Source organism: Chryseobacterium sp. StRB126 (genome assembly GCF_000829375.1).
In the GTDB taxonomy this organism is placed as follows: Bacteria; Bacteroidota; Bacteroidia; order Flavobacteriales; family Weeksellaceae; genus Chryseobacterium.
On the sequence record NZ_AP014624.1, the window covers coordinates 133,062 to 146,352 of the forward strand.

8 protein-coding genes and 4 tRNA genes are annotated in these 13,291 nt (G+C 35.6%); 10 read left to right on the top strand and 2 right to left on the bottom strand.

Going from position 1 to position 13,291, the window contains the following annotated elements; all coding sequences use genetic code 11:
• Positions 1–126 precede the first annotated feature (126 nt).
• Positions 127–2,712, bottom strand: coding sequence for a putative LPS assembly protein LptD (locus CHSO_RS00665; protein WP_045491238.1), 2,586 nt, complete (start codon positions 2,710–2,712; stop codon positions 127–129).
• 53 nt (positions 2,713–2,765) lie between these two features.
• Between CHSO_RS00665 and CHSO_RS00670 the strand changes: the two genes are divergently transcribed.
• The 10 genes from CHSO_RS00670 (at position 2,766) to CHSO_RS00715 (ending at position 10,372) form a co-directional block, all read left to right on the top strand.
• Complete coding sequence (locus tag CHSO_RS00670) at positions 2,766–4,052, top strand: N-acetylmuramoyl-L-alanine amidase (RefSeq protein WP_045491240.1); 1,287 nt, start codon at positions 2,766–2,768, stop codon at positions 4,050–4,052.
• A 57-nt stretch (positions 4,053–4,109) separates the two neighbouring features.
• Positions 4,110–4,181 (top strand) — tRNA-Glu (locus CHSO_RS00675).
• A gap of 514 nt (positions 4,182–4,695) precedes the next feature.
• Positions 4,696–5,016 carry a hypothetical protein gene (locus CHSO_RS00680; protein WP_045491242.1) on the top strand — a complete coding sequence of 107 codons (321 nt, stop codon included), beginning with the start codon at positions 4,696–4,698 and terminating at the stop codon, positions 5,014–5,016.
• Between the two features lie 66 nt (positions 5,017–5,082).
• On the top strand, positions 5,083–5,337 hold the full coding sequence (gene rpsT, locus CHSO_RS00685) for a 30S ribosomal protein S20 (protein WP_002983073.1): 255 nt from the start codon (positions 5,083–5,085) through the stop codon (positions 5,335–5,337).
• 10 nt (positions 5,338–5,347) lie between these two features.
• A tRNA-Glu gene (locus CHSO_RS00690) sits at positions 5,348–5,419 on the top strand.
• A 78-nt stretch (positions 5,420–5,497) separates the two neighbouring features.
• Positions 5,498–5,569 (top strand) — tRNA-Glu (locus CHSO_RS00695).
• Between the two features lie 64 nt (positions 5,570–5,633).
• Positions 5,634–5,705, top strand: a tRNA-Glu gene (locus tag CHSO_RS00700).
• Positions 5,706–5,932: 227 nt separating this feature from the next.
• A complete protein-coding gene (locus CHSO_RS00705) occupies positions 5,933–6,703 on the top strand; it encodes a T9SS type A sorting domain-containing protein (protein WP_144428832.1) in 771 nt (256 codons plus the stop codon).
• A gap of 202 nt (positions 6,704–6,905) precedes the next feature.
• A complete protein-coding gene (locus tag CHSO_RS00710; protein ID WP_084220898.1) occupies positions 6,906–7,685 on the top strand; it encodes a T9SS type A sorting domain-containing protein in 780 nt (259 codons plus the stop codon).
• 119 nt (positions 7,686–7,804) lie between these two features.
• A complete protein-coding gene (locus tag CHSO_RS00715) occupies positions 7,805–10,372 on the top strand; it encodes a T9SS type A sorting domain-containing protein (RefSeq protein ID WP_084220899.1) in 2,568 nt (855 codons plus the stop codon).
• A 658-nt stretch (positions 10,373–11,030) separates the two neighbouring features.
• Here the strand turns inward: CHSO_RS00715 and CHSO_RS00725 are convergent.
• Entirely contained in the window at positions 11,031–13,271 is a 2,241-nt protein-coding gene (locus tag CHSO_RS00725) for a DUF5074 domain-containing protein (protein WP_045491256.1), read from the bottom strand.
• Positions 13,272–13,291: the final 20 nt, after the last annotated feature.

Sequence of the window (13,291 nt, forward strand, 5' to 3'; positions counted from 1 at the left end):
GGATATTTATTTTTTTGTAAAATTATCTTTCATTACCAACCATAAGTTAAGCAATTTCATGATAATCTCGTTAGATTTATTTTGGATGCAAATATAAAATTTATATTGTCAAATGCCAATCTGATATTAGAAAGGTGCATTTGGCTGGGTAAAGCTTCTGTCTTTATACTTCAATGCATCACTTAAGATATTGGCTTTGATCCCAATAAAGAAGTCATATACCTTATATTGTCCAAAAGGCACCCAGTTAAAATTAATGGTAAAACTTCGCTGATCTCTTGAAAAACCAATTCTTGTATACGCCAATTCTTTAGTCACCAAGTCATAATGGGTACTTCCTGTAACATTCCAATAAGGAGTAAGCTTAATACTTCCATCAAGACCTAGAGAGGCAATTTTATTTCCAAACCTGCTAGTTCCTTTAGAATACGCATAATTAGCATTAATATTCAATGTCCATGCCTGATCGAAACGTGAGTAGTTATCATCATCAAAATAATAGTTCTCATTTCTTACTTCTCCTTTTGAACTATATTTTTTAGCATAATCGGTTTTTTCTCCAAAGATTTCACTGCTTAAAGGGTAAGATAACTGAACATTGAATCCCTGTACTCCAAAAGCTCCAAACTTCTCTGTTCTGATTCCTTGATCTTGTCCTGGAATGAATTCAATTTTATATGGATCAAGAGAAAGGCTGGTATTAACAGTAAGTTTATTATTAAAGAAAGAAGACTGTCCATTAATAGTAAAAATAGACCAAGGGTGATCTTTAGCAGCAAAGTTGTAGTTTCCCGAAAGGTTTAAAGATTCAAAGATCTTCACTTTTTTCACCCCTGTAGAATCACTTTTAGATTTCACCTTCATTTCGATATTGTTTCCGATATTGAAACCTAATGCACCCACCAAATTGTTTGATGGACTTCCAATAATTCCTTTTTCAAAGATGGAATAAGGAGTAAGCGCTCCGTTTGCATTGTAATAGTTCTTGTAATATCCGAAATTAGGGCTTGAAAAATCCGGAGAATAAGTAAACCCAATACTTGGAGTTACCATATGTCTCACCGCTTCCACAATAGATCCTTTTTTGAACTTCATCATTCCATACAATGTTGTCTGAAGACTGGCAGTAGTAGAGAATGAAGAATATCCTGCGAATTTTTTATTGATTTCATCCACGGTTACATTCTTTACAGGATCATAATATCTGTTTAATGTTTTTGTAGTTAAAGCATTATCAATATTAGCACTTAAACTGAATGTAAAATATTTGGCCAAAGTAGTATTGGTAGCTAAAGCGATATTATTCTTAAGCCCCGTCTGCATTTTATCCCACATTTCTTTTTTGAACAGTTCATTTTCCTGAGTGTTCACAAAATTCGTAAGGTTAAAACCGGTATTCACCGTAATATTTTCAAGAAGCCCTTGTCTTACTCCGGATTTCGATTTAAAGAGATAAAACTGATTAACTGCTACGTTCATCTGCGGAAGACGAAGATCGGCCAATCCTGTTGCAAAGTTCTGTGAGTAAGATGCCGTTCCTGTAATGGTTACCGGAAGTTTCAGAAATCTTTTGGTAACTGTTACCGTTGAATTCTGCTGGGTATTCAATACATTCTGGTTGAAAATATAATTGTTGTTAAGCGGGTTATTATAGAACTTTGTACTTACAATATCCACCGAGGCACTGAAGGTAAGAAAAGGATTTGCCTTTGAATCCTGAGAATGGGTCCAGCTGATACGGTAAGTGCTATTCTTAGTATAATCATCCAGTCCCTTGATTCCTCTTACCATAGTTCCAATGTCTGCATTGAAGCTTCCCGAATAACGGTATTTTTTCTGATAATTCATTTGTGGACGCAAGTTCCAGCTTCCTTTGGTATAAATATCTGCAAGCACTTTAAGATCAAAATGTTCTCCAATCGGCTGATAATATCCAATACCGTTCAGGAAAAATCCAACATCTTCTCTTTCCCCGAAACTCGGAATCAAAATACCTGCTGCTCTTTTATCCGAGAAAGGAAGAATGGCAAAAGGCATAATAAGCGGAGTAGGAACCTGCTCTATGTACATTTGAATAGGTCCTGTAACGATTTGGGATTTATTTTTTGATTTTATCAGCTTGATATTAGAAGCTCTCATGAAATAATCCGCTGCCGTATCTTTTTTCTTAACAAAATATTCATCGGTGGTATAATCTGCTTTTCTCATAGCAAACACCGAATCATTGTATTTTTTTGTTTTTTGGGCTATAATTACTCCTTCACTTTCCTCTGTTCTTGCATTAAAAGCAATAGCCTGCTTGGTTTTTGTATTATAGCTGAACTCGTTGGTTTCGTATTTTTTCCCGGCCTGGGTAGTTACTACAGGCTCTATGATCTTTCCTAAAGAATCTAATTTCCCTCTGGCATAGATCAGGTTTTTATTATCATCAATGGAAATATAATCTGCATCAATCTGCATATCCTGATACTTTACCTGGGCATTCTTATTAAGGAATGTCATCTTTTTAGGGATATCTCTTCGCTGATCGTCTGCTTTTGTATGAAGTATATCATCTAAAGCTTCTTTTTTAGCAACAATGGTATCCTTTTTGGAAATAGTATCTTTAACCGTATTTTTAGGCAATTTTTCAGGCGTTTTCTGTGCTAAAAAATTGTTAAAAATTAGGATAATTAAAATTTGTAATATATTTTTGAAGACGGTTTTGGCCAATTTTGTTCTATATAATTAAGGCCCAAAATTAATATAATTTTTATAACTGTAAGATGCGCAAACAAAATTTTAAAATAATTTTATCATTTCTCCTACTCCTAATCAGTAACTTTATCTTCTCTCAAAAGAAGTTTACACTAGTTCTTGATGCGGGACACGGAGGAAGTGACCATGGAGCCAACAGGACTTATTCGGACATTGGAAGAATTGCAGAAAAGGACATTACTCTTGCCATTACCTTAAAGGTTGGAGCCATGCTGGAAAAAAACAGGGACTTCAAAGTAATCTATACCCGAAAGATTGATGAGTACCCTTCCCTATCCGACAGAACCAACCTCGCTAACAGAAGCAAGGCAGATCTTTTTGTATCCATTCACTGTAATTCTTCTGCGAGACCTACAGCTTATGGTACCGAAACTTATGTACAGGGACCCAACCAGAATAATGAAAATCTGGAGGTTGCCAAAAGGGAAAACGACGTGATCTTTCTGGATGAAAAGGATAAACAGACCTTCGGATCCTATAACCCCGATTCTCCGGAATCTTTAATTGCATTAAAGCTTCAACAGAGTAAATATCTTGAATCCAGCCTTCTTTTAGGCGGATTGGTAGAAGATAACTTTGTAAATAAAGATAAAAGATCTTCAAGGGGAGTATTCCAGAAGAATCTTCACGTTCTCCGTATGAATGCCATGCCTTCTGTTCTCATAGAAACAGGTTTCATTAACCATCCGGAAGAGAGCCACTATATCGCCTCCGAAAAAGGACAGACTGAAATTGCAGAAAGTATCTACAATGCTATCATTGACTATAAAAAAGCGGTTGACAGAAAAACAGGAGGGTCTTTTACTACTAAAAAACAAGAACCGGAAAAACCTGCAGAAACACCGTTGAAAAATGATTTCAGAATATTACTGATGAGTTCTCCTACGAAATACAATGAGAACGACCCTGCGTTAAAAGGACTGAACTATGTCCTTACCCTTAAAGAAAACGGACAATATAAATACTATTACGCAGTAACCAATATGGCTTCTGTGAAAGATATTAATCTTAAAACAGCTAAAGATGCCGGGTTCAGGAACGCATTTGCGGTAGGATTCATGCCTAATCAGAGAATAAACATGGGATATTATACGCTGGAAGTATATACCGGAGAAAAACTGAATGGTAATTCATACATACTTCAGACCCTTAAAGATGTGGAAAGGGAGAAAGACAGCGGTGTATTTTATTATACCTATGGAAAGGCTTATACTTTGGAGGATGCCGTAAAATTACAAAAAGAGGTTGAGGCCAAAGGAATTAAGAATACAGTGATTCAAAAAGTTTATAAATAACTAAAAAATAATTTTGAAGTTTCAAAAGGTTTTTCTACTTTTGCAACCTCAAAATTCGGCCTATTCGTCTAGTGGTCAGGACTCAAGATTTTCATTCTTGCAACAGGGGTTCGATTCCCCTATAGGCTACAAAAAAGGAGAAATGATCATGATCATTTCTCCTTTTTTATTTTAATACAATCAAGTTATTATGAAAGTATTATTCTGGTGATTTGATATTTTGTTGCACAGGACCTGCTTTCTTACAAAAATTACCCTGACAACTGTTTTTAACAGCAATGTCCTTTTAATTAGATTGTAAAGCCCATTTCTTCACTAATAAACTTAGTATAAAATACCAACACCCCCTTTATCTTATTTATCCTCCTGATATTTCTAAATTAAGATTTATAATCAGATATGAAAATTCCGAAAACAATAGTACACTGGTACTGAATAACTTATTATTATTCAAATAAAAATATCATGGTTTTTACTCTAAAAAACCAATCTGTATACGTTATATTTCACAAAAGTCTTATATTTGCAAAAATTTTTTAATAAATTTAACCATAATTGGTCAAACAAATATGGTGACACTGATGAAAAATATTATTGATAACCCTCAGTCTGTAGGAGACTACAGATTATCAAATTTTATATCATGCCGGATTTAAAAATACAAGAAGCAAAATTGCTTTTTAAGAAAATCCACTCTAACCCAAAAAGTTATGATTTACAAATCAATGAAGAAGGGATTACAGGCAAGGATGATAAAATAAGTTTCAGGCTTTACAGGACAGGAGAAAGGGTTGCTTTTGAAGTAACAATAGACGGACTTACTTTCACCAATACTACTGGAGAATGGAATAATGCACTGATCATGCTAGGAAATACGATCAAAAAAATTGAAAAAGAACAAGAAAATTTAAAAATAGAACAAGCAATAGATAAGCTTAGAAAGTACCTTTCAGAAGAAAATTAATTTTTTTAAAAATAAATTTGGTAGTTTCAAAAAAAGTTTATAGTTTTGCACTCACATTTGAACGATATGGCAAATCATAAATCAGCATTAAAGAGAATCAGACAGAACGAAACTAGAAGACTTCGTAATAGATATTATCACAAGACTGCTAGAACAGCATTGAAAGCCTTAAGAAATGAGGAGAACAAAGCTGCTGCAACAGAGCAACTGCCAAAAGTTATCGCTTTATTGGATAAATTAGCTAAGAAAAATATTATCCACAAAAACAAAGCGGCTAACTTGAAAAGCAAATTAACAAAGCACGTTAATAAATTAGCGTAATAAGTATAGCGGCCCGTTCGTCTATCGGTTAGGACCTCAGATTTTCATTCTGGTAAGAGGGGTTCGATTCCCCTACGGGCTACTTAATTTTTAAAAACCACTTGTTTTATAGTGGTTTTTAAAAACAAAGTGGAAAGCTAATACTTAAATAAATCTAACCGGCCCGTTCGTCTATCGGTTAGGACCTCAGATTTTCATTCTGGTAAGAGGGGTTCGATTCCCCTACGGGCTACAAATTAAGAGTTGATACTTATAAAAACAAACCTAGCACACTATTTCGGTAGTGGAAGATAGAGGGCCCGTTCGTCTATCGGTTAGGACCTCAGATTTTCATTCTGGTAAGAGGGGTTCGATTCCCCTACGGGCTACTAAAAAGGACTTTTTCAAAAGTCCTTTTTTTGTTTTTACACCCTTCCCTATCTCAATATCTATTTATTTCAATAGCTTTAAGCCTCTACAGCCATTCTTAATTGAGAAAGGGTTTTGAGGAATATTAAATTTCATTAAAAATATCACCAAAAAAAGAAATATTATTTTTTGTATCTTCTTTAATTCCTTAAATTTGGCTAAAACTATTCATATAAAAAATAATAACATGAAATTTAATTTACTTCTGAGAGATAAATTCTCCTTTCAAGCTGCCTTAGTTGCATTCTGCTTATTCTCCGCTCAGTTTTTATTGGGCCAGGACAGAATTTATGCTCATGCTCAAAGTTCTGGTGTATTTGGTGTAGCCTGTTTAGGATGCCGTGTAGATAATCCATTGAATGCAGTGGGAGGTAATGAAGATGATTATTCTACAATGGTATTGGGAACTGCATTATTAGGCGGGATTCAGCAAACCTTAATTTTCCCTGATCTTAGAGCCGATACAAGGCTTGTTGTAGGAATAGGAACAGATAGCATACCTTTATCTGTACAACTCTTAAGTGGTGTAACTCTTGAAACGATGAATGGAGGTACTTCTAACGAGGACCGCAGAACGATAGACATCAGTCTTCTAAAATTAGGAGCAACTCCTAATAGAGGTACAGTAGAATTTAAGCCTACCAAACCTTATGATGGAATAAGAATTGGTTTAACCGGAGGAGTGTTAAGTCTTGGAGGTGGATTCAGAATTTATTATGCTTATCAGGATCCATTGATCCACCTATTGGCTCATAGCCAGAACGGACAGGTCACTCTGAGCGGAAATGTTAGTGTAGAAGGTTCTGAGGTTTCCTTAACGAATACTTCAGGAAAAGAAGTTTTCCGTTCAAAGCTTAGAAACAATACATTTGATTCTAACCAGCCTGAAGGAGTTTACATTATGAATCTTCAGACTAAGGAAGGAAAAACATATTCTAAAAAAATCATTATTAAATAAATTGATAAAAATAGAAAACGGCAGTCTTTAAAAAGGCTGCCGTTTTTTTATGCCTAAGAGTATAGAATACATTAATATATCATTAAATAAAACATATTATATAAGTTAAATTTTAACATATCACAAAAAATTGAAATAAATTATTTAACATAATTATTTTATTTATAAATTTACACAAAACTAAAAATCAAAATCTTTATATATGAAAACTAATTTATTATTGAGTCCGCGCAGTCTTAAGACTGCTGTTTTTGTTTCTTTATTGTTTCTGGCAAGCAACATGTCATTTGCACAAATTGTAAAATATTATGCAAGTGCTCAAACGAATCAGGTACATGGTGTATGTATAGGCTGTGGAGTGGTAAATCCTCTGAATGCCATTGGTCCTGATGAAAGTGATTATTCTGTTCTACAGGTATCCATTGGTTTACTGGCCCGTACTGAACAAACTTTAATTTTCCCTAACAGTGCTTACACCAACAAATTGGTGATTGGTATCGGTTCTAACGGAACTCCTCTAAGTGCACAAGTATTAGGGGGTGTATCTATCGAGACATTCAACGGAAATGTTTCTAACAATGATTATCAAAATCTTAACAATGACATTTTAAAGCTTGGGGCTGGTGATCCAAGCAAAGGTGAAATTGAACTTACCATGAACAAGCCTTATGACCGTATTAAGATCAATGTAAATGGTGGATTATTGAGTTTAGGTGGAGAGCTAAGAGTATATTATGGATATCAGTATAGAGATCCTTTCATCAGTTTGATGGCTCACAGCCAGAATGGTCAGGTTACTCTGGATAAAAATATAAAAGCCGAAGGTTCAGAGGTTACTCTTTTCAACACTTCCGGAAAAGAGGTATTCCGTACCAAACTCAATTCGAATACATTTGAAACCAATCAGCCTGAAGGATTATATATTATAAAACTTCAGACTAAAGATGGGAAAACACATTCAAGTAAGGTTTTACTTAAATAAATAATTAAACATGCCAGAGGCGGCAGGCTTTTTTAAGCCTGCCGCTTTTTTCTATATATACTACTAATACAACATTATGATTCTCTGACAATAATAAACTAATACCTAAATCTCAATATATGAAAACTAATTTATCATCATGGCCTTCCTCAATAAAAGTAATTTTATCGAGTACGGCTCTGCTTCTTATGAGCACATTTTCATTTGCACAAAGTAAAATTTATGCAAGCAACCAAACCAACCAAATCTCAGGAATATGCCTGGCTTGTAATGTAGAAAATCCACAAAACGCAGTGGGAAGCAATGAAAATGATTATTCAGCTTTAAAAATCGGCATTGGTCTTAATGGTAAAGTAGAGCAAACTTTATCTTTCCCTGTCGTCAGCAAATTAAAGGCAATTATTGGAATCGGCACTCTCAACAACAATCTCGCTGTATCCACATTGAAGGGAGTTACGATTGAAACTTTCTTGGATAACATCTCTAATAATGATAAGGTATCTGTTAACCATGAAATGCTCAAAATCAATAGTTCACACCAAGGAAGTATTGAAATCAATCCCATCAAGCGCTTCAATCGTATCAAAATCGTTTTGGACGGTAAGCTTCTTGACCTGAATGATGAATTCAGAATTTATTATGCTTATTTACCCGGCTTTTTTACGGAATGCGGGGCTCCGCCACTTAACCCGCTTTATTATTATTCATTTAATGGCAATACGAATGATGCGATATCAGATATGCATCTTATAGGTAGTACACCAAACACATTCCAAAATGGGTTAGTATGTGGCCAGGCTTTAGAAGCTTTAACAACTGAAAAAAAACTTATGGCTGACAAACCTCTTCCCCACCCTATCATGGATAGCCCAAAAACCATTTCATTCTGGGCCCGTGTTGAAAATTCCGGAAATCTGAGAATCGGAGTTCCCGGAAACGAGATCATTATAACTCCGGAAACAGCAAAAGCGGCAATGTATCCATATCCTGTAGGGGAAAATGATCCTACTTATGCTCAGGTAAATAATACTCCAGGGCAGCTGAATCACTATGTGGTAGCATATGATTATGATGATAAAAGCACAGATTATCCAGAAGACGGAATGTTGTGTATTTACAAAAATGGGGTTCTGGTACAGTCTACAAACTCTATAAATGTACCCTGTATTGGCCATACTTATTCCTTTGGAAATGATGAAGCATTTGAACACAATATCAACCTGGTTCTCAACAAAGCCCTCATTGATGAACTTATCATCTATGACAGAAAGCTAACTCCCGAAGAAATCCGACTGCTATTTTGCTCTTATGACAAATTTCCAAGCTGCCCACCACCATCAATCTCATCCAATCCGGATAAAATCTATGCCTCTGGGCAAGCCAGCCACACCATTGGATTCTGTGGCGGTTGTTCAATACAAAATCCTCAAAATGCAGTAGGAGCTAATGAAGAGGATTATTCTTCATTAATAATACCCGTAGGTGAAACCGGAAAAACAGGACAGTCTTTAATTTTTCCAGCTACCACCACCAGGAAGTTCAGAAAGGTAGTGATTGGTATAGGCACCAGTAATTTATCGCCGCAACAATTAAGTAAAGTTTCTGTGGAAACATTTTTGGGAAATACTTCCAATAATGACTTAACTTTCATCACAGATAGTATGTTAAAAATTGGAACACAATTAAACAGGGGAACTATAGAATTTATTCCTCAAAAAAGTTTTGACCGTGTTCGGATATATCTTAATAATGGCTATAGTGATATCATAGCAATATATTATGCTTACCATGTATCCACTCCACAAATAATATGTGGTACTCCACCGGCTAATCCTATAGCCTATTATCCTTTTGATGGAAACCTCAATGATACTATCTTGGGATTAAATTTAGTTAATCAGACTTCAAATCTATCATTTGATTATGTAAAAGATCTTTCCTGTGACAAAATGCTTGTAACTGGTGATCCTTATATATTTAGTGAAAGTTCTCATATATTCAAAAGTCCGGTATTCCCTCTTCCTAATACTGACTATGACTTGACATTATCTTTTTGGGCTGAAATTAAAACAGCATTAGTTCCATCTATTCAATTAAATGCGTTTGGAAAGGCACTATCAATGGACTCTCAAAAAATACATTTTGGTACTGATTCTTCAACCCTTCCGGGTATCAATCACTATGCACTACGTTATACTCATGATAGCGTTTGTTTATACATTAATGGAAATATTTCAGACAGCCCCTCTCCACAATGTTTACCTCGGGAAGCTTTTGAATATCAAAATAAACAATTCGAAATTCATACTGGCTATTCTACACTTGACCAACTTATTATTTATGACAGGGCTCTTTCTAAAGAAGAAATTGAAAATCTGGCTTCAATTTATGGAACGCCTGCAGTTTCATCTACCTCTTCATCTACAACAATGAAAGCAACACTCCCTGAAGAGAGGCTTATCATTACTCCTAATCCAACTACGGGACAGATTACTTTGGATGGAAACATTCTCCTTCTGGATTCTGAAATTTCCATCAGAAATACATCAGGAATGGAAATGCACCGCTTTCAATTCAGATCAAAAACTTTTAATGTACCTTCTACCATGCCAGGCGGTGTTTACTTACTTACCGTGCAGACTAAAGATGGGAAAAAGCACACCCGTAAGTTTATTCTTACAAGATAAACTTGAAAATCATTTAAGATCATATAAAAGGCAGGTTACATCGACCTGCCTTGTCTATTTTGTCTGCATCACGTACATGCTACATTAAGCAGCAGAAAGCCTTCAGAAGCGTAATACATTTTTAATCTCTAAAAAACTCTTTAAAATAAAAAATAAAACAGGTTATATAAAACCTATCTTCTCCGCACTTTTGTACAATTAATCTGTATTGGTAGTAAAAACCAACCCCATATTATTGGTGGTTTATTGATGTCTAACACACCCCTGGGGTTGGCCGCACCTATACCTACCTGAGAGAATAAGATATTCGATTCACAAAGAATATCAAAGGGAATACATAATTTTCCCTGTTTCTCATTTGGTTTGAACAAAAGTATATTTCGGTATCCTGATCTCCAAAAATAGATGTACGCCTTATATACAACAGCTGCAATAACCATCGTACACCAAGCACTCTACACGTATTCTACACTCTCAATAACTGAAAGGGTGCAACCTTTGTATTTTTTATCACCAACGTTGTATAGGTTTTCGAATAAAAACTTAAAATTTTGATCTTTTTTCTGGCAATCCTAAAAAAATACGTCCGATTTCCTCAAAAAAAACCCGGCCAATTCCTGGCCGGGTCAGAGTGAAACAAAAATTAGCTATGCTAAAATTAATTTTTAATCAGCTTTTGCTGGTATACGGCTTTATCAGTTGTCGCTTTTAGAATGTACATTCCCTTTGGTAACATGCTTACATTTACCTTCCCATTATTGTACTGGGTATTGATAAGTTTACCAGAAACATCATAAATGGCAACACTTACTACTTTTTCCTGTGTTTTGATATACAGAATATCAGTAACAGGGTTGGGATAAATACTGAATCCTATCTTTTTAACCTCTGCAGTCGCTAATGTAGAAGTAATACTGTTTACTTTAAGTGTACCTTCCACCACTTTACCGTTCGAATTGAAGCTGATTACAATATCAGCTGTTCCTGAACCTATCGGAGTAAGCACCAGCTCTTCATTAACGCTGATATCAGCAGAAACTACCGATGGATTGCTATTTGACTTAACAGATTTCACAATAGATGCTCCAAAACTGTCTCCATCGTAAACCAATGTTTTCAAATCAATAGTTGTAATACCCGATGCAGTAACCTGCGATGGGAATGTATTGCTTACTACCGGAGCAGTATTATCCGGGAAAACTGCTACAGAAGGAAACCAGTAATAATCATTCAACACTTTGGTATCAATAAGAGCTCCATTTGCATTAAATGTGTGAATCCAATTCTTTTGGAAATGAGCTCCAAATCCGCTTTCTGTGGTACTCGCAATAAGATTTCCAGTAGCAGGATTTACACGAAGCGCAGCTCCATAAGGTACCTGCTTATAATTTCCGGTCTGTCCTGGCAGCGTAATAAATGTTTCATTAAATACTTTGCTGGTTACATCAAATTTTGCAATCTGATTTCCCGATTTCATCCAATATAATGTATTCTCAGTATTACTCGCTATAAAACTTCCTGCATTCCATGCCCCCCAAGAGCCTGAATAGGATGAAGTTGGAATGTTATAATACTGCAGAGCAAAAGTAGCAGGATCAATATTGGCTAACTTCTGATTCTGAATAGCCCAGATACTTCCGTCTTTAGCCTGAACAATAGAATGGAAAGAACCTGCAATGGTATTGATTATTGTATTGGTATTAGGATCAATAATCTGAATTCCTGCAGTTTGATTCACCGCAAAAACATATTTTGAAGTACGGATCATATTTCCAATCTGCGCTGTGCCTGTTCCGCTGATTACACTTCCAATCTGCAGATTATCAATATCGAATAAATAGATCCCTTTAGATGTACCAAGGTATCCTTTATGTTCATTAACCCCAAGGAATGATCTTCCATCTGCATCCCCAATCTTATCAAATGTTGCGATTTTCTGTAAAGTCTTTGCATTGGCCACTACCAATCTTCCTCCTGGTGTATACTGAGTATCTCCACCATCAGCAGCCTGCTTGGAAACAAAATAGAATTTATCCCCATAAATGGTTCCGTGTGACGTAGTAGCTCCGAAAGCATGGTTATTATTTACACTGCTGTAAGCACGATAGTTGATCTGCCCATTGTTATCAATAAAATTAACAGAGCCATTGCCATGTCCAAACCAATCTTCATTGACCATAAAAAATCCATTGGTAAAATTCGTGGTACCTACATAAGGAGAAACCGGAGTTAAAGTAGATATTGGTGGAGTTTGAAAAGCGGGGCTATAATTCCATACATCCCATGATCCGTTTTGAAGAATACGTCCCGTAAATCCTGTGCCTGAAGGCGAAAAGTCATTATCTGCCGGATTTTTCACCAGATAAGACCAAAAACCATCATTCCAGCCAGACACCCAATGGTCATTCACATCTTTTGCTGTGTAATCATCGAAATCGTATGCTGTAGTCTTTATAACTCCATCCATCGGGTATAAAGGGTAGCTTGTATTTCCATTTTTAATAAGTGCATTAGAGTCCTGCCCGTTAAGGTCAAATCCAATTCCACCTACAGCAGTACCGTATGGAGTTCCCGGATACAATAGTGAAAAAAATCTGTGATCAGCTTTTGCAATTGCCTTAAGCATATCTTCTCCTGTAGCATTACCATCCCATCTAAACCCCCATACCAGGGCATCAGGATTTTTGCTATCATTCCACTGCACTACAAATGCTGCCTGATTGCAACCTGTTCCTACCCAATACTGAATATCAGAAAAACTAATATTGGTAGTAATATTATTGGTAGCTAAAGGAGTATTTACCGAAATATCATTCCGGGGTACTCCCTGTACTTTTATCTGGGCATTTGTAAAAAATGCCAATAGAAAAAGCACGGTAAAAAGGTAAAACTTTTTCATTCTTACTAATTTAAATATAT